Source organism: Pseudonocardia cypriaca, from assembly GCF_006717045.1.
GTDB classification, from domain to species: Bacteria; Actinomycetota; Actinomycetes; order Mycobacteriales; family Pseudonocardiaceae; genus Pseudonocardia; species Pseudonocardia cypriaca.
In genome coordinates, this window is the sequence record NZ_VFPH01000001.1 from 344,455 (window position 1) to 369,523 (window position 25,069).

Annotated in this window: 22 protein-coding genes; 15 read left to right on the forward strand and 7 right to left on the reverse strand. The window is 73.5% G+C overall.

All coding sequences use genetic code 11. The annotated features are described in order from the left end of the window. Positions 1–46: 46 nt before the first annotated feature. From FB388_RS01735 to FB388_RS01755, 5 genes are all read left to right on the forward strand, one after another. Positions 47–1,258, forward strand: coding sequence for a cysteine desulfurase family protein (locus FB388_RS01735; RefSeq protein ID WP_142095933.1), 1,212 nt, complete (start codon positions 47–49; stop codon positions 1,256–1,258). Continuing rightward, positions 1,255–2,331 carry a tRNA 2-thiouridine(34) synthase MnmA gene (mnmA, locus tag FB388_RS01740; RefSeq protein WP_142095936.1) on the forward strand — a complete coding sequence of 359 codons (1,077 nt, stop codon included), beginning with the start codon at positions 1,255–1,257 and terminating at the stop codon, positions 2,329–2,331. The genes FB388_RS01735 and mnmA overlap by 4 nt, the downstream gene beginning before the upstream one ends. A 299-nt stretch (positions 2,332–2,630) precedes the next feature. Further along, positions 2,631–3,692 (forward strand): uroporphyrinogen decarboxylase/cobalamine-independent methonine synthase family protein, encoded by a 1,062-nt coding sequence (locus FB388_RS01745; protein WP_246122034.1) that lies wholly within the window; start codon positions 2,631–2,633, stop codon positions 3,690–3,692. Between the two features lie 68 nt (positions 3,693–3,760). Next, complete coding sequence (gene ligA / locus FB388_RS01750) at positions 3,761–6,052, forward strand: NAD-dependent DNA ligase LigA (RefSeq protein WP_246121484.1); 2,292 nt, start codon at positions 3,761–3,763, stop codon at positions 6,050–6,052. A 79-nt stretch (positions 6,053–6,131) separates the two neighbouring features. Beyond that, positions 6,132–6,878, forward strand: a complete 747-nt coding sequence (locus FB388_RS01755) for a 3-keto-5-aminohexanoate cleavage protein (RefSeq protein WP_142095945.1) — start codon at positions 6,132–6,134, stop codon at positions 6,876–6,878. Between the two features lie 84 nt (positions 6,879–6,962). Here FB388_RS01755 and FB388_RS01760 read toward each other — a convergent pair whose 3' ends face one another. Next, on the reverse strand, positions 6,963–7,337 hold the full coding sequence (locus FB388_RS01760) for a nuclear transport factor 2 family protein (protein ID WP_142095947.1): 375 nt from the start codon (positions 7,335–7,337) through the stop codon (positions 6,963–6,965). A gap of 269 nt (positions 7,338–7,606) precedes the next feature. Here FB388_RS01760 and FB388_RS01765 point away from each other — a divergent pair, with 269 nt between their 5' ends. The 3 genes from FB388_RS01765 to FB388_RS01775 all read left to right on the forward strand — a co-directional run bounded on the left by FB388_RS01765 (position 7,607) and on the right by FB388_RS01775 (position 10,477). Then, positions 7,607–8,683, forward strand: coding sequence for a ferredoxin reductase (locus tag FB388_RS01765; RefSeq protein ID WP_142095950.1), 1,077 nt, complete (start codon positions 7,607–7,609; stop codon positions 8,681–8,683). A gap of 7 nt (positions 8,684–8,690) precedes the next feature. After that, positions 8,691–9,833 carry a fatty acid desaturase family protein gene (locus FB388_RS01770; RefSeq protein ID WP_142095955.1) on the forward strand — a complete coding sequence of 381 codons (1,143 nt, stop codon included), beginning with the start codon at positions 8,691–8,693 and terminating at the stop codon, positions 9,831–9,833. Between the two features lie 137 nt (positions 9,834–9,970). After that, on the forward strand, positions 9,971–10,477 hold the full coding sequence (locus FB388_RS01775; protein ID WP_211361715.1) for a hypothetical protein: 507 nt from the start codon (positions 9,971–9,973) through the stop codon (positions 10,475–10,477). A 27-nt stretch (positions 10,478–10,504) separates the two neighbouring features. Here the strand turns inward: FB388_RS01775 and FB388_RS01780 are convergent, their stop codons facing one another. Beyond that, a complete protein-coding gene (locus FB388_RS01780; RefSeq protein ID WP_142095958.1) occupies positions 10,505–11,056 on the reverse strand; it encodes a peroxiredoxin-like family protein in 552 nt (183 codons plus the stop codon). Positions 11,057–11,127: 71 nt separating this feature from the next. Here FB388_RS01780 and FB388_RS01785 point away from each other — a divergent pair, with 71 nt between their 5' ends. Then, the gene (locus FB388_RS01785) at positions 11,128–11,766 is read left to right on the forward strand and encodes a TetR/AcrR family transcriptional regulator (protein ID WP_142095960.1); all 639 of its coding nucleotides are present in this window, start codon (positions 11,128–11,130) and stop codon (positions 11,764–11,766) included. A 244-nt stretch (positions 11,767–12,010) separates the two neighbouring features. On the opposite strand, the gene FB388_RS01790 is transcribed toward FB388_RS01785, so the two are convergent. Together FB388_RS01790 and FB388_RS01795 are read right to left on the reverse strand one after the other, a co-directional pair. After that, positions 12,011–13,153, reverse strand: a complete 1,143-nt coding sequence (locus FB388_RS01790; protein ID WP_142095963.1) for a PucR family transcriptional regulator — start codon at positions 13,151–13,153, stop codon at positions 12,011–12,013. A gap of 21 nt (positions 13,154–13,174) precedes the next feature. Next, positions 13,175–13,828 carry an ACT domain-containing protein gene (locus FB388_RS01795; RefSeq protein ID WP_142095966.1) on the reverse strand — a complete coding sequence of 218 codons (654 nt, stop codon included), beginning with the start codon at positions 13,826–13,828 and terminating at the stop codon, positions 13,175–13,177. A gap of 295 nt (positions 13,829–14,123) precedes the next feature. Here FB388_RS01795 and gatC point away from each other — a divergent pair, with 295 nt between their 5' ends. From gatC to gatB, 3 genes are all read left to right on the forward strand, one after another. Beyond that, complete coding sequence (gene gatC, locus FB388_RS01800; RefSeq protein ID WP_142095969.1) at positions 14,124–14,441, forward strand: Asp-tRNA(Asn)/Glu-tRNA(Gln) amidotransferase subunit GatC; 318 nt, start codon at positions 14,124–14,126, stop codon at positions 14,439–14,441. A 68-nt stretch (positions 14,442–14,509) separates the two neighbouring features. After that, positions 14,510–15,997, forward strand: coding sequence for an Asp-tRNA(Asn)/Glu-tRNA(Gln) amidotransferase subunit GatA (gene gatA / locus FB388_RS01805; RefSeq protein ID WP_246121486.1), 1,488 nt, complete (start codon positions 14,510–14,512; stop codon positions 15,995–15,997). Further along, the gene (gene gatB / locus FB388_RS01810) at positions 15,994–17,496 is read left to right on the forward strand and encodes an Asp-tRNA(Asn)/Glu-tRNA(Gln) amidotransferase subunit GatB (protein WP_142095975.1); all 1,503 of its coding nucleotides are present in this window, start codon (positions 15,994–15,996) and stop codon (positions 17,494–17,496) included. The genes gatA and gatB overlap by 4 nt, the downstream gene beginning before the upstream one ends. A 49-nt stretch (positions 17,497–17,545) precedes the next feature. Here gatB and FB388_RS01815 read toward each other — a convergent pair whose 3' ends face one another. Further along, on the reverse strand, positions 17,546–18,700 hold the full coding sequence (locus FB388_RS01815; protein ID WP_246121488.1) for a PQQ-dependent sugar dehydrogenase: 1,155 nt from the start codon (positions 18,698–18,700) through the stop codon (positions 17,546–17,548). A gap of 803 nt (positions 18,701–19,503) precedes the next feature. On the opposite strand from FB388_RS01815, the gene FB388_RS01820 reads away from it, so the two are divergent. Genes FB388_RS01820 through speB form a run of 3 tightly spaced genes read left to right on the forward strand, consistent with a single transcriptional unit; the run spans position 19,504 to position 21,984 of the window. After that, positions 19,504–20,097: a DoxX family protein gene (locus tag FB388_RS01820; protein WP_142095979.1), complete on the forward strand. Its 594-nt coding sequence runs from the start codon at positions 19,504–19,506 to the stop codon at positions 20,095–20,097. Then, a complete protein-coding gene (locus FB388_RS01825) occupies positions 20,094–21,014 on the forward strand; it encodes an aminoglycoside phosphotransferase family protein (protein WP_170225430.1) in 921 nt (306 codons plus the stop codon). The genes FB388_RS01820 and FB388_RS01825 overlap by 4 nt, the downstream gene beginning before the upstream one ends. Next, positions 20,983–21,984: an agmatinase gene (gene speB, locus FB388_RS01830; RefSeq protein WP_142095983.1), complete on the forward strand. Its 1,002-nt coding sequence runs from the start codon at positions 20,983–20,985 to the stop codon at positions 21,982–21,984. Before FB388_RS01825 ends, speB begins: the two co-directional genes overlap by 32 nt. Here the strand turns inward: speB and FB388_RS01835 are convergent. After that, the gene (locus tag FB388_RS01835; protein ID WP_142095985.1) at positions 21,981–23,147 is read right to left on the reverse strand and encodes a GDSL-type esterase/lipase family protein; all 1,167 of its coding nucleotides are present in this window, start codon (positions 23,145–23,147) and stop codon (positions 21,981–21,983) included. The genes speB and FB388_RS01835 overlap by 4 nt on opposite strands. Beyond that, complete coding sequence (gene ilvD, locus FB388_RS01840) at positions 23,144–24,985, reverse strand: dihydroxy-acid dehydratase (RefSeq protein ID WP_142095987.1); 1,842 nt, start codon at positions 24,983–24,985, stop codon at positions 23,144–23,146. Before ilvD ends, FB388_RS01835 begins: the two co-directional genes overlap by 4 nt. Positions 24,986–25,069: the final 84 nt, after the last annotated feature.

Below are 25,069 nucleotides of genomic sequence, written 5' to 3' on the forward strand. Positions count from 1 at the left end.
ATTCCGCGGCGACTATCCTGGCCCGCGGATCGATCGACCGGGGGAGGTGGCCGCCACGAGCGCGACCTACCTCGACCACGCCGCCACCACGCCGATGCTGCCCGAGGCCGTGGCGGCGATGGCGGAGGCACTCGGCCGCACCGGCAACGCGTCGTCGCTGCACACGTCCGGCCGCCGCGCTCGGCGCGACGTGGAGGAGGCGCGCGAGCGCATCGCCGCCGCCGTGGGCGCCCGGCCGTCCGAGGTGGTGCTCACCACCGGCGGCACGGAGAGCGACAACCTCGCCGTCAAGGGTCTCTACTGGGCGCGCCACGACGCCGACGAGCGCCGCAACCGCGTGCTGGTCTCGGCCATCGAGCACCACGCCGTGCTGGACGCCGCGCAGTGGCTCGGCACGCACGAGGACGCCGAGGTCGAGCTGCTCGAAGTCGACGACGCAGGCCGTGTGCGCCCGGAGACGCTGCGCGCCGCCCTCGCCCGGGAGCCGGAGCGGGTCGCGCTGGTCTCGGTGATGTGGGCCAACAACGAGGTCGGCACCGTCAACCCGGTCCGCGAGCTCGCGGCGATCGCCCACGAGTTCGGCGTGCCGATGCACACCGACGCGGTCCAGGCCGTCGGGGTGCTCCCGGTCGACTTCGCCGCGTCCGGCGTCGATGCGCTGTCGCTCACCGGCCACAAGCTCGGCGGCCCGATCGGGGCGGGCGCCCTCCTGCTGGGGCGCGAGGTCGTGCTCACCCCACTGCTGCACGGCGGCGGGCAGGAGCGCGACGTGCGGTCCGGCACCCTCGACACCCCGGCCGTGGTGGGGCTGGCCACGGCCGTGGAGATCGCCGTCGCCGACGCGCCTCGACGGGGCCCGGCGCTCGCCGCCCTGCGCGACGACCTCGTCGCCCGGATCACGGCCGTCGTGCCGGAGGCCACGCTGAACGGCGACCCGGGCACCGGCGTCGTCGAGGGCGGACCGTCGCGGCTGCCCGGCAACGCCCACCTGTCGTTCCCCGGGTGCGAGGGCGACAGCCTGCTCATGCTGCTCGACGCCCAGGGCATCGAGTGCTCCACCGGGTCCGCCTGCACGGCCGGGGTGGCGCAGCCCAGTCACGTGCTGCTCGCGATGGGTGCCGACGAGGCCACCGCCCGCGGCTCGCTGCGGTTCTCCCTCGGCCACACGTCCACCGCGGCCGACGTCGACGCGGTCGTCGCCGCGATCGGCCCGGTCGTCGAGCGGGCCAGGCGCGCGGGGAAGGCCGTGGCGCGATGAGGGTCCTCGCCGCGATGAGCGGCGGCGTCGACTCGGCGGTGGCCGCTGCGCGCGCCGTCGACGCCGGGCACGACGTCGTCGGCGTGCACCTCGCGCTCTCCGAGACCCCGGACGCCCTGCGCAGCGGCTCCCGCGGCTGCTGCTCACGCGAGGACGCCGCCGACGCCCGCCGGGCCGCCGACGTGCTCGGCATCCCGTTCTACGTGTGGGACTTCGCGGCGCGCTTCCGCGAGGACGTGGTGGACGACTTCGTCGCCGCGTACGCCGCCGGGCAGACCCCGAACCCGTGCCTGCGGTGCAACGAGAAGATCAAGTTCGCCGCGCTGCTGGACAAGGCGCTCGCGCTGGGCTTCGACGCGGTCTGCACCGGGCACTACGCGCGGCTGGTGGCCGGAGAGCTGCGCCGGGCCGTCGACGCAGACAAGGACCAGTCGTACGTCCTCGCCGTGCTCACCGCACACCAGCTGGCGCACGCGATGTTCCCGATCGGAGACACGCAGAAGCCGGCCGTGCGCGCTGAGGCCGCGGAGCGCGGGCTCCGCGTCGCCGACAAGCCCGACAGCCACGACATCTGCTTCATCCCCTCCGGCGACACCCGGACGTTCCTCGGCTCCCGCCTCGGCGTCCGGTCGGGCGCCGTGGTCGACGCCGAGTCGGGGGCCGAGCTGGCGCGCCACGACGGCGTGCACGGCTTCACGGTGGGCCAGCGCAAGGGCCTCGGCATCGACGCCCCCGCCCCCGACGGTCGCCCCCGGTACGTGCTCGGCATCGAGCCGGCCACCGGCACCGTGACGGTCGGGCCCGCCACGGCCCTCGACGTCCGCACGATCGAGGGTGAGCGCCCGGTCTGGAGCGCGGGTGTCGCGCCGGGAGCCCGGTTCGACTGCGTTGCGCAGGTCCGCGCCCACGGCGGCCTGGCCGCGGCCGTCGCCGAGCCCACGGCCGACGGCCTGCGCGTCGAGCTCGCCGAGCCGCTGCGGGGCGTGGCCCCCGGCCAGGCGGTGGCGCTATACCGCCCCGACCCGGGAGGCGACATCGTCCTGGGCAGCGCCACGATCACCGCGACCGCGTAGCGCGACTCGCACGCACTCACACCGCGACTCGCGCGCACTCACGCCGCGACTCGCGCGCACGGAGACCGCGACTCGCGGGCACGGGCGTCCAGACCTCCGCGAGTCGCGCTCTGAGTGCACGCGAGTCGCGGGCTGGGTGCACGTGTGTCGCGGGCTCGCCATGGCGGGGCCCCGGCATGCGGCGGGGCCGGCGGTGGTAGACAGCGGCCGTGAGTACCGATCCGCTCGAGGCCGCCCTCGCCGCTGCCGGCCTGACCGGCGCCAGGCCGGGGGACACGGTGGGGGGCGGTGGCTTCGTCGTGGCCGAGCCCGCCGACGAGGAGCCGGCCGCTCCGCCGGCGCGTTGGCCCGACGGCGCGGCGACCGGCGTCGGCTCGCTCCCGGGCACGGAAGCCCGGGAGGCCGCGGCCACCGTGGTGGGTGAGCTGCCGCTGCTGCCGCACCTGCCGGAGCTGCCGGCCCGCGGTGTCGGGGCGGACATGATCGGCCGGACGGCCGGGATGCTCGTCGACATCGCGGTCGAGGTCGTGCCCACCGCCTACCGGGTGGCGGCGCGGCCCGGCCGGGACCACCGCCGGGCCGTCGACCTGCTCCGCAGCGACATCGACGCCTTCGAGGAGGCCTGCGAGCCGGCGCGGCCGGAGTGGGTGAAGGTGCAGGCCGCGGGGCCGTGGACGCTGGCCGCCGCCGTCGAGCTGCACACCGGCCACCGCGTGCTGACCGACCGGGGTGCGGTCCGGGAGTTCACCGCGAGCCTCCTGGAGGGGTTGCGCGCACACGTGGCGGAGGTGGCCACCCGCACCGGCGCGCACGTCCTCGTCCAGCTCGACGAGCCGACGCTGCCCGCGGTGCTGGCGGGCGCGCTGCCCACGGCGTCCGGCTACGGCACCGTGCGGGCGGTCGGGCGGACGGAGGCCCAGGACGCCCTGCGGGACATCGTCTCGGCGCTCGACGTCCCGGTGGTGGTGCACTGCTGCGCCGACCGGCCGCCCATCCGGTTGCTCGCGGGCATCGGCGCGGCGGGGGTCGGGATCGACGCCACGCTGCCGGTGTTCCGCGGGGAGACGGCGCTGCCGGCGGCGCTCGACGCGCTCGGCGAGACCTGGGACGCGGGCACGCCACTGCTGCTCGGCCTGGTGCCGGGGCTCGAGCCGGCGAGGCCGCCGCAGCTGCGCGATCTCGCGCGTCCGGTGTTCGACCTCGCCGATCGGCTCGGGTTCGACCGGTCCCGCCTCGGTGCCCTCACCGTCCCGACGCCCACCTGCGGGCTGGCGGGGGCGACACCGGAGTGGGCGGGGCGGGCGATGGCGCTGGTCCGCGACCTGGGGCAGGCTTTCGTCGACCCGCCGGAGGACTGGTAGCCGCTCTCGGCGAGTCGCGGTGAGCGGTTTCCGCCGGATGTCGGTACTCGTCGCTAACCTCTGTGCTCGTGAGCAGTGACTCGGACGTGCGCGAACGCCACGCGCGGCTGGCCGCAGAGGTGGCCGACCACCAGTTCCGCTACTACGTGCTCGACTCGCCCGCCATCTCCGACGGGCAGTTCGACGCACTGTGGCGCGAGCTGGTCGAGCTGGAGAGCGCGCACCCCGAGCTGGTCACGCCGGAGTCGCCCACGCAGCGGGTGGTCGGGAAGTTCGCCACCGACTTCACGGCGCACGACCACCTCGAGCGCATGCTCAGCCTCGACAACACGTTCACCGAGGACGAGCTGCGCGCCTGGGCCGAGCGGATCACGCGCGACGTCGGCGAGGGCAAGCTCCATTACCTGTGCGAGCTCAAGATCGACGGGCTGGCCGTCAACCTGCTCTACGAGAACGGCAAGCTCACGCGTGCGCTCACCCGCGGCGACGGCCGCACCGGCGAGGACATCACGCTCAACATGCGCACCCTCGACGAGGTGCCCGACCGCCTCACCGGCACCGACGAGTTCCCGGTGCCCGCGCTGGTCGAGGTGCGCGGCGAGGTCTACTTCCGGCTGGAGGACTTCCAGGCGCTCAACGCCTCCCTCGTGGAGGCGGGCAAACCGCCGTTCGCCAACCCGCGCAACACCGCGGCCGGCTCGCTGCGGCAGAAGGACCCGAAGGTCACCGCTTCCCGGAACCTGCGGCTGATCTGCCACGGGTTCGGCAAGCGCGAGGGGTTCACCCTCGAACGCCAGTCCCAGGGCTACGACGCGCTGCGCGCGTGGGGCCTGCCGGTGTCGGAGCGCAGCGCCGTGCTCACCGGGATCGACGAGGTGCTCGCCCACGTCGAGTACTGGGGCGAGCACCGCCACGACATCGAGCACGAGATCGACGGCGTCGTCGTCAAGGTCGACGAGGTCGCGCTCCAGCGGCGGCTCGGGTCCACGTCCCGGGCGCCCCGCTGGGCCATCGCGTACAAGTACCCGCCGGAGGAGGCCACCACCAAGCTCCTCGACATCCAGGTCAACGTCGGCCGCACCGGGCGCGTCACACCGTTCGCGCAGATGGAGCCGGTCGTCGTCGCCGGGTCCACGGTCGCGCTGGCCACTCTGCACAACGCGCAGGAGGTCAAGCGCAAGGGCGTGCTCATCGGCGACCGCGTGGTCATCCGCAAGGCGGGCGACGTCATCCCCGAGGTGCTCGGGCCGGTCGTCGACATGCGCGACGGCACCGAGCGCGAGTTCGTGATGCCCACCCACTGCCCGGAGTGCGGCACCGAGCTGGCCCAGCAGAAGGCGGGCGACGTCGACCTGCGCTGCCCCAACGCCCGGTCCTGCCCCGCGCAGCTGCGCGAGCGGCTGTTCCACGTGGCGGGGCGCGGTGCCTTCGACATCGAGGGCCTCGGCTACGAGGCGGCCACCGCGCTGCTCACCTCCGGGGTGGTGCAGGACGAGGGCGACGTCTTCGGGCTCACGGAGGCCGACCTGCTGCGGGTCGAGCTCTTCCGCAAGAAGGACGGCGAGCTGTCCGCCAACGGCCACCGGCTCCTCGCCAACCTGGACGCGGCGAAGGACCGGCCGTTGTGGCGGGTGCTCGTGGGCCTGTCCATCCGCCACGTCGGGCCCACGGCCGCGCAGGCGCTGGCGCGCGAGTTCCGGTCGATGGAGGCGATCGAGACCGCCGCGGAGGAGGCCGCACGGGCCACCGCGGAGGCCGGGCTCGTGATCACCTCCGACGGCACCGCCGACGACGTGGACGACGACGCTTCGGCGCCGGCGGCAACCGGGGCCGAAGCGGTCGCCGCTGCCACCGAGGCGTCCCCCGAGGACCGCGCCGCGGCCGAGGAGCGCGCGGCCCGCGACGCCGCACGCGCCCAGGCCAAGGCGCTCGCCGCGGCGCTCGCCCCGATCGCGAGTGTGGAGGGCGTCGGCCCCACCATCGCGGCGGCCCTGCGCGACTGGTTCTCGGTCGACTGGCACCGGGAGGTCGTCCGCAAGTGGCGGGCAGCCGGCGTGCGGATGGTCGACGAGGTCGACGCGTCGGTGCCGCGCACCCTCGAGGGCATGTCGATCGTGATCACCGGCTCGATGGACGGCTTCTCCCGCGACGAGGCCAAGGAGGCCATCACCGCTCGCGGGGGCCGGGCCGCGGGGTCGGTGTCGAAGAAGACCGCGTTCGTCGTCGCGGGCGACGCGCCGGGCTCGAAGTACGACAAGGCGCTCGAGATCGGCGTTCCGATCCTCGACGAGGCCGGCTTCCGCGTGCTGCTGGAGCGGGGGCCGGAGGCCGCGCGGGAGGTCGCCACGTTCGAGTCCTGACCGGCATGATCATCCCCACCGGGAGCACGTACGATCCGGGCGTCCGACGGCTAGGATTCCCGGGAATGGGGGTGCCAGCGTGCTGCAGGCGGTGCTGAACGGGTCGTGGCCGGCCGACGCGCATCCCCTGCTCCCGGTGAGCGCCCGCCACCTCGCCCGTGACGCCCGCGCGGTCGCCGAGCTGAACATCACCTCCGTGCACGTGCACCCCCGCGACCCCTCGGGGCTCGAGACGCTCGACCCGGTGTTCGTCGGCGACACGGTGGCGGCCATCCGGGCCCAGGTGCCGTCGATGGAGATCGGTGTCACCACCGGCCGTTGGATCGAGCGCGACCCGCGCAAGCGGATCGAGGCCGTGCTCGCGTGGGGCCACCTCGGTGTCGGCAAGCCGGACGTGTGCTCGGTCAACGTGCACGAGAAGGGCTGGGTCGACGTCTGCGCCGCCGCCCGTTCGGTGGGCATCGGCATCGAGCTCGGCGTGTGGACCAGCGGCGACGCCGTCACGTTGCGCACCAACGGCGTGCCGCCCGGCACCACGCGGGTGCTCGCCGAGTCCACCGTCACCGACCCGAGCACCGCCGTGGCGGAGGGCCTCCGCGTCCTGCGAGCGCTCGGCTCGATGCCGGTGCCGATCCTGCTGCACGGCGAGGACACGGGCGCGTGGCCCGTGCTGGAGCAGGCGATGATGCTGGGCGTCGACACCCGGATCGGGTTCGAGGACGTTCTCGTCACCCCGAACGGATATCTGGCCGCGGGCAACGACCACCTCGTCTCGGAGGCGCTGGCGATCCGCCGGAAGCTGCGCAGCAGCGGCTACCGCGTCTAGTCCTGCTGTAGCTGTTCCGCCTGGTCTCCGGGTGCGTTCCGCGGAACGCGGTCGGGTGCCGTCGGTGCCGTGGCCCTCGCCCCATCAGGCCGTGGGGACCTTGTCCAGGAAGCCCACGACGCCCGTGATGCGGCCGTCCGCGTCGACCATCGCCACGTCGAAGCCGATCACCAGCGGCTCGGCGCCCTCCGGGCCGAGGCCCCACTGGAAGCGGCAGACGTCGTGGTGGGCGTCGACCTCGCCGACGGGGGTGAACCGCATCCCCGGGAACTGCTCCTGTGCGCCTGCGATCAGGGCGTCGAGCGCGTCGGTGCCGGTGACGTCGGCGAGCGGGTCGACGTATCGCGCGTTCGGGGCGAACACGGCTTCGACGGCCGCGCGCCGCTCGGCGGGGTCGGTGGCGTTCCACGCGGCCAGGTAGCGCTGCACGAGGGTGGCGGTGGGGGTCGTGGTGGTCATCGTTCTTCCTTCCGGTCGGCTGCTGACGACGAGAAGCCTCGCCCGGACGAGGTGCCCCGGTCGATGACGTCGGAGGTAAGGCTCGAGCGCGGCCGGTGGTGCGACCGCCCCTGACGTGCTCCTGGCAGCGTCTACGGGGTCTGCGGGGACCATGGCGATCACGAGTTTCGGTCTTCCGCATCCGATTTTTGCGTTCGCCACAGAACTGCCCTCCGGGCCGTGGCCGGAGCCGTGGCAACGTGTGGGATGCGCGCAATAGCGTTGCGGACATGGGAGTGCTAGGCGATATCGGCAGGCGGGCGCGCGGGGCAGCCGCGTTGTTCACGCAACCGCTGCTTCCCGATGACCTGCTCGGCACGTTGAATCCGCTGTGGTCCGCCAGTGAGCCGCATGCGCGCGTGGTGGGACTGCGGCGCGAGACCGCCGACACGACCACGCTGCTGCTGCACACCCCCCGGGCGCGCACCCCGCACCGGGCCGGCCAGTTCGTCGGGATCGGGACCCGGCTCGACGGCGTGTGGCAGTGGCGCACCTACTCGGTCAGCTCCCGGCCCCGCGACCCGCGGCGCCTCGCCGTCACCGTCACCGCGGTGCCGGGGGGCACCGTGTCGGGGGCACTCGCACACCGGACCCCGGTCGGCGCACTGGTGCGGATCGGGCCGCCCGCCGGCGAGTTCGTGCTCCCGGATCCGGTGCCGGAGAAGCTGCTCTTCGTGACGGCGGGCAGCGGGATCACGCCTGTCATGGGCATCCTGCGCGATCTCGTCGACACCCGCCCCCACGCCCTGGACGGCGCGGTGCTCGTGCACTGCGACCGCACGCCCGACGAACTGGTGTTCGGATCCGAGCTGCGCAGGCTCGCCGCGACCACCGGGTTGCGCCTCGTCGAGCGGCACACCGCGGCCGAGGGCAGGCTCACCCCGGACGCGCTCGCCGACGCCGTGCCCGACTGGGCGGCCCGTGAGACGTGGGCCTGCGGCCCCGCAGGCCTGCTCGACGCGCTCGCAGGCCATTGGGACCGCTTCGGCGACCCGGACGCGCTGCACGTGGAGCGCTTCGTCGCCCCTGCCCCCGTCGCCGACCCCGGCACCGGCGGCCGCGTCACGTTCACCACCAGCGGGATCACCGCCGACGCCGGCCCAGGCGTCGCGCTGATGGCCGCGGGTGAGTCCGCAGGCGCGCTGCTGCCCAACGGCTGCCGCATGGGCATCTGCCACACCTGCGTCGGGAAGCTGCGCTCCGGCGGAGTGCGCGACCTCCGCAACGGCGATGTGCACGACACCCCAGGACAGAGCGTCCGCACGTGCGTCTCCGGCGCCGCGGGCGACGTCGAGATCGAGCTGTAGGAGAGACATGCCTGAGACCCCCAGCGCCGCGGCGCACCTGACCGACGAGCAGGTCGAGGCCATCGGCGCCGAACTCGATGCGATCCGGGCCGAGGTCGTCGACAGCCTCGGCGAGGCCGACGCCCGCTACATCCACCGCGTCATCGCGGCGCAGCGGGCCCTCGAGGTCGGCGGCCGTGCAGCGCTGCTGTTCTCCAAGTTCCCGCCCGCGTGGATCGCCGGCACCGCGGCGCTGTCCGTGGCCAAGATCCTCGACAACATGGAGATCGGGCACAACGTCCTGCACGGCCAGTGGGACTGGATGCGCGACCCGAAGATCCACTCGACGACGTGGGAGTGGGACCACGCCACGCCCGCCGAGGCGTGGAAGAAGACCCACAACTACGAGCACCACACGTTCACGAACATCCGGGGCAAGGACCGCGACCTCGGCTACACGATCATGCGCATCACCCCGGAGCAGGAGTGGAAGCCCTCCAACCTGGTCCAGCCGCTCACCAACTTCGGCCTGTCGCTGATCTTCGAGTGGGGTATCGCCCTCTACGACCTCGAGTTCGACAAGGTCAAGGACGGCACGAAGACGCGGGAGGAGGCCATGGCCGACCTCAAGACGTTCTGGCGCAAGAGCCGCAAGCAGTTCGCGAAGGACTTCGTGCTGTTCCCGCTGCTGTCCGGCCCGGGCTTCCTGCAGACTGCCGCGGCCAACCTCACCGCCAACGTCGTGCGCAACGTCTGGTCGCACGCGGTGATCTTCTGCGGGCACTTCCCGGACGGCACCGAGACGTTCGAGGAGGACCGGCTCGACGGTGAGACGAAGGGCCAGTGGTACATCCGTCAGATGCTCGGGTCGGCCAACCTCTCCGGGGGCAAGCTGTTCCACCTGATGACGGGCAACCTGAGCCACCAGATCGAGCACCACCTGTTCCCCGACATCCCGAGCAACCGGTACGCGGAGATCGCGCCGAAGGTGCGGGAGATCTGCAAGCGCTACGGCCTCCCGTACACCACCGGGTCGCTGCCGAGGCAGTACGGCAAGGTGCTGCGCAAGATCACCCGGCTCGCCTTCCCTGGTGGTGGCCCGAAGGCCGACGTCACTCCGCTGCCGGCGCGGCCGAAGCCGGTCGGCACCCCGGTGCGGCTCGCCGGCTGACCGGTCGGGGCTCCTCGAGCGCGGTCACAGCCTCGCTGGGGTTGGATGACGGCCTCGGAGCCCCGATCTGGAGATGCCATGACGACGAGCAACCCCGGGCCGGAGACGACCGACGAGATCGTCTCCGGCCTCACGCCGTGAGCGCGTGGCGGCCGGCCCCGGCGGTGGCGATGCGGCTCGTCCGGGGCGGGCTGATCGCCCTGACGATGATCGGGATCGCCGCCACCGCGTTCGAGCTGGCTTCCGAGCGGCACTGGAACGGCCTGGAGCAGTACGTGCCCTGGCTGGCGTTGATCCTGCTCCTCGTGGCCACCGTGCTGGTGCTGCTGCCGGGTGATCGCGGCACGACGACCGCCCGGGTGCTCGCGCTCGTCGTGCTCGGGGCGTCCGCGTACGGCGTGGTCGACCACGTCCTCGTCAACCTGCAGGCCGGGGAGTTCGACCAGCGCTTCGCCGACACGTGGGAGTCGCTGCCCCTCGTCGAGCAAGTCCTGTACGCGGTCACGAAGACGGTCGGGCCCGCTCCGACCCTGGCGCCCGGCGTGCTCGCCCAGGTGGCCCTGCTGCTGCTCCTCGCCACGGTGTGCCCGCCCGGCGGGACCCGGGCGACGCCGTTGTCCTCGGCCGGCAAGCAGGAGGCGTAGCCGACGCCGGCAGGCCCGAGCGCGGCGTCACCCCGCGTGCCGGGTCGGTACGAGTGCGAGCAGCTCGTCGACCGACCACTGGTCGTCGGCGTGTACGCCGCGCTTGCCGGCCAGCACCCGCCCGTCGGGTGCGATCAGGAAGTCGGCCGGCAGGCCGAGCCGTCCACCCTCGGGGTGAGCAGGGGGAGCGGGACGGCCGCGCCGGACGGCCCGCAGCTCGTGCCCGACGGCCCTGACGATGGTCGGCCAGGCACGTGGGTCGAGCAGGGCGCGCGGGCCGGACTCGACGCCGAACTCCCGGTACAGCGCCCGGCCCGGGTCCGGGACGACATCGAGCGGCAGGTCCGAGGTGTAGGGGCGCAGCGCCTCGGCGCTGGAGTGGAAGACGACCACCTCTCGGATGCCTGCGGCCTCGATGTCGGCCAGCCGGTTGACGATCGAGCGCAGGTGCAGGTTGCAGACCGGGCATCCGGCGAACCGCCGGAACTGCAGGTGGACGAGGTGGTGCGGGTGCGGGACGCGGACCTCGGCCCCGCTGACGGTGACGAGCGTGCGCGCGTTGACGGGGGCAGCGGTCATGGTCGAGCTCCTTTGAGAGTACAAGGTACGCCTACGGTTCAGTATGCGCGTACCTTGTACGCTGTCAAGCCGTGCCCCGTCCTCGTTCGCTCACCGACGACCAGCTGGTCGTGGCCGCACTCGCCGTCGTCGACCGGGAAGGGCTCTCGGCGCTCACGATGCGCACCGTCGCGCGGGAGCTCGGCGTGGCGACGATGGGCCTGTACCGCTACGTCGCCGACCGGCAGGCGTTGGAGGTGCTCGTCGTCGACCACGTGTTCCGCTCCGTCGACACGTTGACGCCCGACGGCGAGTGGCAGGACGGGGTCCGCGTGCTGCTCGACCGCGTCCGGGTGGCGGTGGCGAGGCACCCGGCGATCGCTCCGCTGGTGCTGCGGCACCGGCAGGCGGCGCCGGGTTCGCTCCGCCTGATCGAGGCCATGCTGTCGCTGCTCACCGGCGGCGGACTCTCCGGTGCGGACCGCGTGGTCGCGCAGCGCACGCTGATGGCCCACCTGCTCGGATTCCTGCAGAACGAGCACTACGCAGCTCTGTCCGGGGCGGGAACGATCGTGATGTCGGAGCTGTCGCCCGACGAGTACCCGCTGCTCGCACGCACGGCGGCCGACGCCCGGTCGGTGTCGCCCGATGAGGAGTTCCGGCGTGGGCTCGACATCGTCCTGCGTGGTCTCGCAGCGGATCAAAGGATTAGGGCATTGCCGGATCGTTGAACGATTGGTACGGTGCTGCTCATCACACCCGCACCTGCCCCTGTCCCCACGCTCGCCGGCTGAGCCGGCGGTCACCACGGACTGCCCGATCGACTCCCACCCGGCCGGCCACTCGATGGCCTGCCGGGCGGTCGGGCAGCCCCTGCCGCGGCACGCCGAATCCGAGGCCGGCGTGCCGCGGCAGCAGGCATTTCACGGCAGTGGGGCCGGTCCAGAACCGGCCAGGACCGCGTCGAGGTCGGAATCAGGCGCGGTCGGCGACCGGGCACGTCCGCAGTGCCACCGCCAGCTCGAGGCGGGCCGCCGGGTCGTCCAGCGCTCCCGCGAACGTCTCGCGCAGCCCTGCGAGGCGGTAGCGCACGGTCTGCGGGTGCACGTGCAGTGCCGCGGCTGTCGCCGTGACGTCGCCGTGGGCGTCGAACCAGGCGCGCAGGGTCTCCTCGGCGCGGGCGGCGGCGCCTGCCGGCAGCGCGCGCAGCGGGGCGAGCGCGCGCTCGGCCAGGGCGGACGCGAGCTCGGGCGCCGCCGCGAGCAGCAGCGGGAGCAGGTGCTCGTCGGCCCGGACGAGGGGAGCACCGCCGTCGAGGCGGTGGGCGGCGTGCAGCGGCCACGCGGCCTGGGCCAGCTCGACGGAGCGGTGCGCTTGCGCGGGTTCGACCACCGGCCCGAGCACGGCCCGCCGCTCACCGGCGGCCTCGCGCAGCCGCTCCAGCCACGCGCTGTCCGGCTCACCGCGCGCGGTGACGACGACCAGCCCGACCGGGTCGAGGTCGGCGCCCACCGCCCCGGGCAGCCTGGCGGCGACCGCGATCGCGTCCTCGACGACGAGCGCGGCGAGCCGCGCGGGCACGGTCCAGCCCGCCGCAGCGGCGACCCGCTCCAGCTCGGCCGGTGCGGTCGGCCGCGCCAGCAGCTCCACCAGCGCGTGCCTGCGTGCCTGCAAGGACCCCGCCCGGCTCGCCTCCTCGTCGGCCCAGCCGGCCACGGAGGCTGCGCTGATCTGCTCGATGTAGCCGAACAGGGCCTCCGCCAGGCTGAAGATCACCTCCGGTGGCAGCTGACGCGCCGTGGTGCTCGCGGCGAGGCGCTGCCACAGCGTCCGCGTCCCCACCTGGTACGCGGACTGCAGGGCCGCGAGCGTGCGGCCCTCCCGGTGCTCGAGCTGGCCGAGCGCGCGGTACACGGTGGCGTCGTCGAGGGAGTCGTCGCGCCCCAGCAGGTCGAGGAACTGGCCGAGCGCCACCGAGACGCCCTCGGTGATCCGGGCGCCGAAGCGGCCCGTGAGCGGCCTGGCGTACTCGGGCACCTCCGCGCGGACGGCCTCGATGATGCCGTCGGTCGTGTCGGCCAGCTCGGGTCGCAGAGCGGCGCCGACCCAGCTCGGCACGCGGGCCCAGGGTCGGTCCATCTACGGGCCGAGCACCGTGACGACGATGCCGGCGAGGTGGGTGAGCCGGGCCAGCTCGGACGGGCGGAACGCAGGCCCGCCGGGCCGCCCGACGACGAGCGCACGCGCCTTCGGCCCGAACGGCGCCGCCGCGAGCTCCGTGTCGAGGTCGCTCCACGGCTCCGGCACCCAGTGCACCGCCGGGTCCAGCACCGTCGCCTTGTCGAGCGGGAGCCACGGCAGGTCGCCCGCGCGGGTCTCCGGGGCGGCCGTGCTCTCGGCGAGCCGGTGGGACGAGCCGTTCTCCCGCGCCGCGATGAGCGCCCAGCCGGCCCGGAAGATCCGCGGCACGCCGTCGGCGAGCAGCTGGAACCCGTTGTCCGGGTCGCCGGCGATCTGGTCGATCAGCTCCAGCTCGCGATGGGTCTCCAGGCGGCCCGAATGGGGCCGGACCGACTCGACCTCGACGCCCGGCACCGACTCGGCCGCCGTGATGAGCACGTCCGGCGGCCGGCCTACCGGCAGCTCGACCGCCAGGTCGTCCACGGCGTGGCCCTGGCCGCGCTCCACCACATCGACGCCGAGGATGTCTGCGCCCGCGTTGCCGAGCGCAGTGGCCACGGCCCCGAGACTGCCCGGCTTGTCCGGAAGCACGACCCGGAGCAGGAACGACACACCACACGTCCTCTCGCGTACACGCCCCCCACCGCGGGTGTTCTCCCGCCGCAGTCGGGGCGGTTCACGCGGCAGCACTGCTCCCCGGATTGTGTCAGGAGCGGACCGTTTCGGCACTCTGTTGGACGTCCTCGCTTCGCTTCGGCGGGCTACTCGGAACCCAGCTGATGCGCCGCCAAACCGTTTCGTCCCCGCGACTAGACTCACACCGGTCGATGCCAGCGCCTGGCGCGGCATCGGATCCATCGTCCGCGCGTTCGTCGCGGGCTCCCGGAGCACACCGTCCTGGAGGGACATGTCCGCCGAATCCACGGCAGCGCACATCAGCCGGGAGGAGGTTGCTCACCTCGCCCGGCTCGCCCGGCTCGCCGTCACCGACGACGAGCTGGATGTCTTCGCCGGCCAGCTCGAGGTGATCCTCGGTGCGGTCGCCCGCGTGGGCGAGGTCGCAGCCGACGAGATCCCGCCCACCTCGCACGCCGTGCCGCTGCAGAACGTGTTCCGCCCCGACGAGCTGCGCCCCGGCCTCACCCAGGAGCAGGCGCTCGCCTGCGCCCCCGCCGCCGAGGACGGCCGCTTCCGCGTGCCGCAGATCCTGGGAGAGGAAGCATGACTCCTCCTACCCACCCCGCCGGCTCCGCAAGCTCCGCCGGCTCTCCGTCCCCCGGCGAGCTCACGCGGATGACCGCGGCGGAGCTCGCCGCGAAGATCCACTCCCGGGAGGTGTCGGCCGTCGAGGTCGCGCAGGCCCACCTCGACCGCATCGCGGCCGTCGACGACCGGGTGCACGCGTTCCTGCACGTCGCGGCCGACGCCGCGCTCGAGTCCGCTGCGATGGTCGACGAGAGCCTCGCCGCGGGTAGCCCGCCCGCGTCGCCGCTGGCCGGTGTGCCGCTGGCGCTCAAGGACGTGTTCACCACGATCGACATGCCCACCACGGCGGGCTCGAAGATCCTCGACGGCTGGCGCCCCCCGTACGACGCCACCGTCACGACCCGGCTGCGCGCCGCCGGGATCACGATCCTCGGCAAGACCAACATGGACGAGTTCGCGATGGGCTCGTCCACCGAGTACTCGGCGTTCGGCCCCACCCACAACCCGTGGGACGCCACCCGGGTGCCGGGCGGCTCCGGCGGCGGGTCGGCGGCCGCGCTGGCCGCGTTCGAGGCGCCGCTCGCGATCGGCACCGACACCGGTGGCTCGATCCGCCAGCCGGCCGCGTTCACCGGCACCGTCGGCGCCAAGCCGACGTACGGCGGGGTCTCGCGGTACGGGCTGATCGCCTGCGCCTCCTCCCTCGACCAGGGCGGGCCGTGCGCGCGCACCGTGCTGGACACGGCGCTGCTGCACGAGGTGATCGCCGGGTACGACCCGATGGACTCCACCTCGATCGACCAGCCGGTGCCCGCGGTCGTCGAGGCCGCGCGCCGCGGCGCCGACGGTGACCTGTCCGGGTTGCGCGTCGGCGTGGTCCGCGAGCTGTCCGGTGAGGGCTACCAGGCCGGCGTCCGCGCGTCCTACGAGGACGCGCTACGCCGCCTGGAGAAGCTCGGCGCGGAGTTGGTGGAGGTCTCCTGCCCGCACTTCGAGTACGGGCTGGCGGCGTACTACCTGATCCTCCCCAGCGAGGTGTCGTCCAACCTCGCCCGGTTCGACGCCATGCGCTACGGCCTGCGCGTCGAGAACGGCGCCTCGGCCGAGGACGTCATGGCAGCCACCCGCGAGGCCGGGTTCGGGCCCGAGACGAAGCGGCGGATCATCCTCGGCACGTACGCGCTGTCGTCCGGCTACTGGGACGCGTACTACGGGCAGGCGCAGAAGGTGCGCACGCTGATCAGCCGCGACTTCGCAGCGGCGTTCGAACAGGCCGACGTGCTGGTCTCGCCCACCGCGCCCACCACGGCGTTCACGATCGGCGCCAAGGTCGACGACCCGCTGGCCATGTACCTCAACGACCTGGCCACGATCCCGACCAACCTGGCCGGTACCGCGGCGATGTCGGTGCCGTCCGGGCTCGCCGACGACGGGCTGCCGGTCGGGTTGCAGGTGATGGCGCCCGCGCTCGGCGAGGCCGTCATGTACCGGGTGGCGGCGGCGTTCGAGGCGGCGCGCGACTCCGAGGCCGGCACCGTGATCGATCGAGTCCCTTCGCTGGAGGTTTCGTCGTGACCGCGCCGACGCTCGTCGACTACGCCGAGGTGCTCGAGCGCTTCGACCCGGTGCTCGGCCTCGAGGTGCACGTCGAGCTCAACACGCAGACCAAGATGTTCTGCGGCTGCCCCACTGCGTTCGGGGCCGAGCCGAACACCCAGGTGTGCCCGGTGTGCCTCGGCCTTCCCGGGGCGCTGCCGGTGGTCAACCGCTCCGCGGTGGAGTCGGCGATCCGGATCGGCCTGGCGCTGAACTGCACGATCGCGCCATGGGGCCGGTTCGCGCGGAAGAACTACTTCTACCCGGACATGCCGAAGAACTTCCAGACGTCCCAGTACGACGAGCCGATCGCCGTCAACGGGTACCTGGACGTGCCGCTCGACGACGGCTCGGTGTTCCGCGTCGAGATCGAGCGCGCGCACATGGAGGAGGACACCGGCAAGTCGCTGCACGTCGGTGGCGCGACGGGGCGCATCCACGGCGCGGAGTACTCCCTGCTCGACTACAACCGGGCGGGCGTGCCGCTGATCGAGATCGTCACGAAGCCGATCACCGGCACGGGGGAGCGGGCACCCGAGGTCGCGCGCGCGTACGTCACGGCGCTGCGCGACCTGCTGCGCGCGCTCGGCGTCTCGGACGTGCGGATGGACCAGGGCTCGCTGCGCTGCGACGCCAACGTCTCCCTGATGCCGAAGGGTGCAGCGGAGTTCGGCACCCGCACCGAGACCAAGAACGTCAACTCGCTGCGCTCCGTCGAGCGGGCCGTCCGGTACGAGATGACGCGCCAGGCGGGCGTGCTGCTGGCCGGAGACCGCATCATCCAGGAGACGCGGCACTTCGACGAGTCCACCGGCACGACGTCTGCGGGACGGACGAAGGAGACCGCAGAGGACTACCGGTACTTCCCGGAGCCCGACCTGGTGCCGATCGCGCCGCCCGCCGAGTGGGTCGAGGAGCTGCGCGTCACGCTTCCCGAGCTGCCGTGGGAGCGCCGACGCCGGATCACGGCCGAGTGGGGGCTCACCGAGCTGGAGCTGCGTGACCTGGTCAACGCCGGGGCGCTCGACCTCATCGAGTCCACGGTCGCGGCGGGCGCCCCCGCCGGCGAGGCCCGGTCGTGGTGGGTCTCGTACCTGACCCAGCAGGCCAACACCCGCGGCGTCGAGCTGGCCGGGCTGCCGATCACGCCCGCCCAGGTGGCGCGGGTGATCGAGCTGGTGGCGTCGGGCGACCTCTCCAACAAGCTGGCCCGCCAGGTGGTCGACGGTGTGCTGGCCGGCGAGGGTGAGCCGGACGAGGTCGTCGCCGCGCGCGGCCTGGCCGTGGTCTCCGACGACACCGCGCTGCTCGCCGCCGTCGACGAGGCCCTCGCGGCCCAGCCGGACATCGCCGAGAAGATCCGCGGCGGCAAGGTCCAGGCCGCCGGTGCGATCGTCGGGGCGGTCATGAAGGCGACGAAGGGCCAGGCCGACGCCAAGCGCGTGCGCGAGCTGGTGATCGAGCGCTGCAGCCAGTAGCCGTGAGTGGATACGAGTGCTACGGCACTCGTATCCACTCACGGGTGGTCTACTGCCGGTTGTCGCCCCCGGCGGCGAGGGGCTGGATCCGGATCACGCGGTCGTCGGAGGACACCGGCCGGCCGCCCGCCTTGTTGACGGTGCCCAACCACACCAGCCCGTCCGGGGCGAGGGTGGCGGCGGAGAGGCGGCCGTAGGTCTCCTGTAGCAGCGTCTCGGGGGCGCCGACGAACAGGTTCTTCGCGTCGGACCGGATCACGAACAGCGACTCGGGGCGCACCTGGGCGACCGCCACGGCGCCGTCCTGGGCGGTGCATCCCCCGACGCCGGGGCGGTCGGGCCAGCGCCACGCAGGCGCCGGCAGGACACCGGGCTTGATCAGGTGCAGCGCGTCCTCGCCCACCCGCCGGTCGGTGACCCAGGCCGCGCCGCGCTGCGGGTCGACACAGATCCCGCCCGGCGACTGCAGCCCCGAGCTCATCGTCGGTGAGAGCGGGTCGGGGTTGCCCTTGGCCGGGTGGCCCTGCAGGTCGATGCGCAGCAGCTTCCCGGCGAGGGAGTCGGGCGGCGGAGGGGTCTGGCCCGCGTTGCCGGTGGCCACGAGCAGCGAGCCGTCCTCGTCGACGGCGAGGGCGCCGCCGTTGTTCACCGGGCCGCGGGGGATTCCCGCGAGCACGGGCTTGGGCGGCTCGCCGGCCGCGAGGCGCACCACGCGGTTGTCCTGGGGCGTCGTGATGTAGGCGTAGACGAGCTGGTCCTCGATGTAGGACGGCGACAGCACCAGCCCGGTGAGGCCGCCACCACCGGTGCCGTCCACCGGCACGGTGGTGACCAGCTGCGGTTCGCTGCCCTGCCTGACCCGCAGCACGCGGCCGGTCTGCCGCTCGCCCACCAGGGCAGACGCCGCATCCGGGAGAACCGCGATGGCCCCGACCGGGTTGAGGCAGGTGGCGATGACCTGGGGATCGGGGTCCTGGCAGCCCGATGGTGTCTGCTGGGGGCCGCTCTGCCTCTCCGGGCCGGACTGCTGCGGCGGCTCCGGCGGCGCCGTGTTCTCCGGTACGACGGGCGGCCCGCCCAGCTCGCCTGCGCCCTCCAGCTGCTCGTGCCACTCGCGTGGGCCCTGCTCGGGGAACGTGGCGCACCCGCCGAGCGCAAGCAACAGCAGCGCCGCAGCGGCCGCGCGCCGCACCCGTCCTCCCACGAGGTCAAGATTAGGCGGCGGCGGGTGAGCGTCCGGTGAGTAGCGTCGCCGGCCATGGGTGGGACCACGGTGCTGGGTTTGTGCTCGCGCACCCCTTCTCGGTCCGCACAATCGGTCGACGGGCAGCGTGGGACGAGAACCGGTGCGTGAACCTTGCGGATCACCGCGAGCAGCACACGACGGCCTCGCCCGCGACCCTGGCGTGCTCCTCGCGCCGATCAGCCCGGCCGTGACCTCGGTCCCGCTCCATGATCGGCGGTTCGGCGCGTTCCCGGCTGGATTTCGCCGTTTTCGCGCCGAAGCCTTGATCATGGTGGTGAGGCCGGCCTTCGGTGGCGCCGCGCGCCGAAGGGGCTGGCCTGTGGCCTGCCCGCGAAGCGGGCCCTCAGGGGCCGCAGAGGCTCACGGATCAAGGGGCGCGAAGCGCTCGCGAAGCGACGCCGCAGGCGCCCTTGAGGCGTGAGGGGCGGCCCCGCACGATGCGCGGCGCCACCGAAGGCCTGGTGGAGGTTGGGCCTGGATGATGCGCGGCGCCACCGAAGGCCTGGTGGAGGTTGGGCCTGGATGATGCGCGGCGCCACCGAAGGCCTGGTGGGGGTGGGCCTGGACGGTGCGTGGCACCGCTCAGGGCCTGAGCGGGGACGGCACCTGGACCGCGCTCGGTGCCTCCGGAGGCCAGGTCGGCGCGGCCGGCCTCCGCGATGCCCGCGTTCCGCGGTGAACGCACCCGGCCGGCAGCTCACCTGGCGTTGCGCCTGTGATTCCGCCCTGTCCGGTGTTCGGGACGGCTACGCTTCGGCGCCATGAGCGACCAGCCCACGTCGATCCTGCCCGGCGTCGGCGGATCGGGTTCCTCGGATTCCGCCACCACGCGGCCGACCCGCAGGCCGTTGGTGTGGAACCCGGGCACCGATCTCGGGGTGCTCCTGCTGCGGTTCGCCGTCGGCGGCACGTTCTTCGCCCACGGCATGCAGATCGTGTCCGGCATGTGGGGCGGTCCCGGCATCGACGGTTTCGCCGCCACGCTCCAGGGGTTCGGGTACCAGCAGCCCGTCGTCCTGGCCTGGGTCACCGGGATCACGGCGGTGGCGGGCGGTGCATTGGTGGTCCTCGGTTTCCTGACTCCGCTGGCGGCCGCTGGGCTGCTCGCCCTGATGATCAACTCGGTCGCGTTGAAGTTCGGCAACGGTTTCTTCATCACCTCGCCCGCCGGCGCGAACGCGGTGGAGCTCGACGTCGTGCTGGGGCTGGCCGCGGCCGCGCTCACGCTGATCGGGGCGGGCCGGATCGCGATCGACCGGGGCCGTACCTGGAACCTCCGCCCTGCCCCGTGGGGAGTGCTCGCCTTGATCATCGGTGTGGTCGCCGCCGTGCTGGTGCTCGTGCTGCTTCGGTGACCCCGCCGCCACCGGACTCCGCGTGGCTGCCCGCCGTGGCCCGGTGGGCGGGAGCGCCTGCGGCCGTTACCGCTCGGGCGCCACTTGCGGGCGGGTACGTCGCCGCCGCGGTCGAGCGGGTCGACCTCGATGCCGGTGGCCGTCCCGTGCCGGTCGTCCTCAAGCGGACCGGGCCGAGCGAGGTTGCGGCGATGCGCGCGATCGCGGTGGTGCCGGGCGTGGATCGGCCCCGCCTGCTCGCCGCAGGCCAGGACCGGCACGGAGCGTGGCTGGTGATGCCCTTCTACGCCGGGCCGGCGCTCGCCGTTGGGGAGGTGCCCAGCGAGGTGTGGGACGTGCTCGGCCGGGTGCACGCCCACTGGCACCGGCGGCGCCCGCGCGGCCTGCCCGTCGTCGACGCGCACTGGTGGTGGGGGATGGTCACCGGTCACACGCTGCCCGCGGTCCGCGGTGCGCGCGACCGAACCGGCGACGCTCGGCTGGCCGAGATCGCCGAGCTGCTCGACGCCTGGTCCACCGACGCTCGCCTGCGCGCTGCCCTCGCGCTGCTGCCCCGCACGCTCACGCACGGCGACGCGCACCGCGGCAACGTGCTGCTCGACCCCGACGGCGCCGTGCTGATCGACTGGGGCAACGCCCGCATCGCTCCCGCTGGGCTCGACGTCGGAACGCTGGCCGCGCAGGGCGTACCCGCCCCTGAGGCGTACGTCGAGACGACCCCCGAGGCGTTGCGCGAGGTGGAGCGGCTCTGGGCGCAGGTGCAGGTGCACGTCCAGTACCTCGGCTTCGCCGCCGACCACCTCGGCGCCGCGCGCGTGGTCGAGATGGTCGAGACCGCGGCCCGTGCGCTCGACGAGCTGGGCCCGGCACTGGCACGGTGTGATCATGCCGCGCTACGGCCCGATGTTCGGCCCTGACGTCACGTTCCTCGGTGTCGACCGCTGCACGATCGACGAACCCGGCACCTACGCGGACGCCGACGTCGTCGTGATCGGCGCCCCGTTCGACGGCAGCACGTCGCACCGGCCCGGCACCCGGTTCGGCCCACAGGCGATCCGGACGGCCGACTACCTCCCGCCCGACGCGTCCCGTCACAGCCTCGCGCTGCGCGTCGACGGGCTGCAGGACCTGCGCGTACTGGACGCGGGGGACGTCGAGATGTTCTCGGGCGACGCAGAGCGCAGCCTGCGTGCGCTGGAGGAGGCCGTCACCACCGTCGCGGGCAACGGCGCGCTGCCGCTGATCCTCGGCGGCGACCACGCAATCGCCTTCGCCGACGCGAAGGGTGTGGCCAACCACCACGGGCACGGCCGCGTCTCGATGATCCACTTCGACGCGCACGCCGATACGGGCGACATCGAGTTCGGTTCGCTGTGGGGCCACGGCGCGCCGATGCGCCGGCTGATCGAGTCGGGCGCGCTGCGCGGCGACCGCTTCCTGCAGCTGGGGCTGCGCGGTTACTGGCCGGGCCCCGAGACCCTCGCGTGGATGGCCGAGCAGGGCATGCGGTCCTACGAGATGACCGAGATCGGAGCCCGCGGCCTGACCGCCTGCCTCGACGAGGCGTTCGCGATCGCGACGGATGGGTGCGACGGGGTGTTCCTCTCCGTCGACATCGACGTCTGCGACCCCGGTCATGCGCCCGGCACCGGCACCCCCGAGCCCGGCGGGTTCTCGGCCCGGCAGCTGCTCGACTCCGTCCGCCGGATCTGCATGGAGCTGCCGGTGGTCGGCATCGACGTCGTCGAGGTCTCCCCGCCCTACGACCACGCCGACATCACGGCCGCACTGGCGAACCGCGTGGTGCTGGAGGCGCTCAGCGGCCTGGCCTGGAAGCGCAACGGGTCGGGCTGGGACCCCGCCCGTCCGCTGCTGGAGAGCCGTTAGCGCGGGGCGAACGGCCCGCCCGCGCCGAAGGCCAGCTTCGCGAAACGCTCGCCGATGCGCTCGTGGGTGGCGGCGTCGGGGTGCAGCCCGTCGGGCAGGGGCAGCTCGGCGAAGTCGGCATCGCCGTAGAGGACGCGGCCGTCGAGGTGGTGCAGGTTCGGGTCGTCGGCCGCCCGCTGCTCCACGATCCGGGCCAGCTCCGCACGGATGACCCGCAGCGTCAGCTTCCCGGCGGCGCGTTCCGCGGGGTCGCCCGTGGCCCGGAACTGCAGGGTCCCGGTGCTGAGGTCGGCGGCGCCGGGGCCGGGGGTGTCCTCGTGGATGGGGCAGAGCAGGGGCGAGACGACCAGCAGCGGCGTGGTGGGGTGGCCTTCTCGGATCGTGTCGAGGAAGCCGTGCACGGCCGGGGTGAAGGCGCGCAGGCGCATCACGTCGCTGTTGACCAGGTTGATGCCCAGCTCGAGGCTGATCAGGTCCGCTGCGGTGCCGCGGATGGTGCGGGCCGTGAACTGGTCGAGCAGGGCGCTGCCGCCCAGCCCGAGGTTGACCAGTTCGGCACCGCCGAGCGACGCGGCCAACGCGGGCCAGGTCGTGGTGGCGCTCGCGGCGTTCGAGCCGTGGCTGATCGAGCTGCCGTGGTGCACCCACACCCTGCGGTCGCCCGGCGGCACCGACTCGACGGGAGCGTTGCTGCGCAGGGCCACCAGCTCGGTGATCTCGTTGTACGGCAGCCAGATCTCGACGTCCTTCACCCGCGCGGGGAGGCCGCCGAACCGGACGGTCCCCACCGGACCGGGCCGGGTCTCCGCGGTGCCGGCGGCCGTGTCGAGCACGAGGACGTTGCCGCCGGTCCCGGTGGCCCGGCCGAACAGGCGGCCGTCGACGAGCAGGTCGTACACCCCGTCCGCGCGGGGTGGGATGCCCGGGTATGCGGGCCTGGTGCGCAGCGTGTCCAGCTCGACGGCGGTGGCTCGCGTCCGGAACACCAGGCGGACGCCGGACGGCTGGGCCTCGGCCATGGCCAGCTGCCCGTCCGGGCTCTGCGCGCGAGCCCACGCCGGCAACCGGTGCGGGAGCACGCCGTGCTCGGTGCGCTCCAGCTCGAGCGCACCGCGCAGGATGTCGGCGGTGACCGGTGTGGTGATCCAGCTCGTTTCGCTCACGGGACCTGCCGCACGGCTCCCTTGTCGGCGCTGGTGGCCAGGGCCGCGTAGGCGCGCAAGGCCTTGCTCACCGGCCGGTCGCGCTCCTTCGGCTGCCACGGGCGCTCGCTCGCGTCCATCTTGGCGCGGCGCTCGGCGAGGACCTCGTCGGGGACCTGGACCTCGAGCAGCCGGGCCCTGACGTCGATGAGAACGGTGTCGCCGTCCTCGATCAGGCCGATCACACCGCCGCTCGCGGCCTCGGGGGAGATGTGGCCGACCGAGATGCCGCTGGAGCCGCCGGAGAACCGGCGGTCGGTGATCAGGGCGCACTTCGCGCCGAGGCCTGCGCCCTTGAGGAACGCGGTGGGATGCAGCATCTCCTGCATCCCCGGCCCGCCCGCAGGCCCCTCGTAGCGGACGACGAGCACGTCGCCGGGCTGGATCTGCTTGGTGAGGATGACCGACACGGCCTCCTCCTGGCTCTCGACGACCCGCGCCGGGCCCTCGAAGCGCCAGATGTCCTCCGGGATGCCGGCCGTCTTGATCACGGCGCCGTCCGGGGCGATGTTGCCGCGCAGCACGGCCAGCCCGCCGTCGGCGGTGTAGGCGTGGGCGACGTCGCGGATGCAGCCACCCGCTGCGTCGGTGTCGAGCGACGACCAGCGGTTCCCGGTGGAGAACGCCTCGGTGGTGCGCACGCCGCCGGGCGCGGCGTGGAACAGCTCCACGGCCTTCTCCGACGCCGAGCCGCTGCGGATGTCCCACTCCGAGAGCCACTGCGCGAGCGTCGGCGTGTGCACGGTGTGCACGTCCTCGTGCAGCAGGCCGGCCCGCCACAGCTCGCCAAGGATGGCCGGGATGCCGCCCGCGCGGTGCACGTCCTCCATGTGATAGCTGGAGTTCGGCGAGACCTTGGCCAGGCACGGCACGCGGCGCGAGACCTCGTCGATGGCCGCGAGGTCGAAGTCGATCTCACCTTCCTGCGCGGCGGCGAGGATGTGCAGCACCGTGTTCGTTGAGCCGCCCATCGCGACGTCGAGCGCCATCGCGTTCTCGAACGCGTGCCTGTTGGCGATCGAGCGCGGCAGCACGGACGCGTCGTCCTCGCCGTACCAGCGCTTCGCGAGCGCCATCACGGTGCGGCCCGCCTCCAGGAACAGCTCGCGGCGGGCGGCGTGGGTGGCCAGGGTGGAACCGTTGCCGGGCAGGGCGAGGCCGAGCGCCTCGGTGAGGCAGTTCATCGAGTTGGCGGTGAACATGCCAGAGCACGAGCCGCAGGTCGGGCACGCGGAGCGCTCCACCTCGGCGAGCCCGGCCTCGTCCACCTGCGAGGAAGCCGAGGCCGCGATCGCGGTGATGAGGTCGGTGGGCGCCTGCGCGACGCCGCCGACCACCACCGCCTTGCCCGCCTCCATCGGCCCGCCGGAGACGAACACGGTGGGGATGTTGAGCCGCATCGCGGCGTTGAGCATGCCCGGCGTGATCTTGTCGCAGTTGGAGATGCAGACCAGCGCGTCGGCGGCGTGGCCGTTGACCATGTACTCGACGGCGTCGGCGATCACCTCGCGCGAGGGCAGCGAGTAGAGCATGCCGCCGTGGCCCATCGCGATGCCGTCGTCGACGGCGATCGTGTTGAACTCCCGCGCCACGCCGCCCGCCTCGCGGATCGCCCCCGCCACGAGGTCGCCGAGGTCCTTGAGGTGCACGTGGCCCGGCACGAACTGGGTGTAGGAGTTGGCGATCGCGACGATCGGCTTGCCGAAGTCGTCGTCGCCCATGCCGGTGGCGCGCCAGAGCGAGCGTGCTCCGGCGGCGTTGCGGCCATGGGTGGTGACTCGGGACCGGAGGGCCGGCACGGTTCTTCCTCTCGCTGGGCCGGGACGACGCGCGCGGTCGGCCGGGAGCGGTAGCCCTCCGGGCGTCGCAGCGCCCCGCGGGCT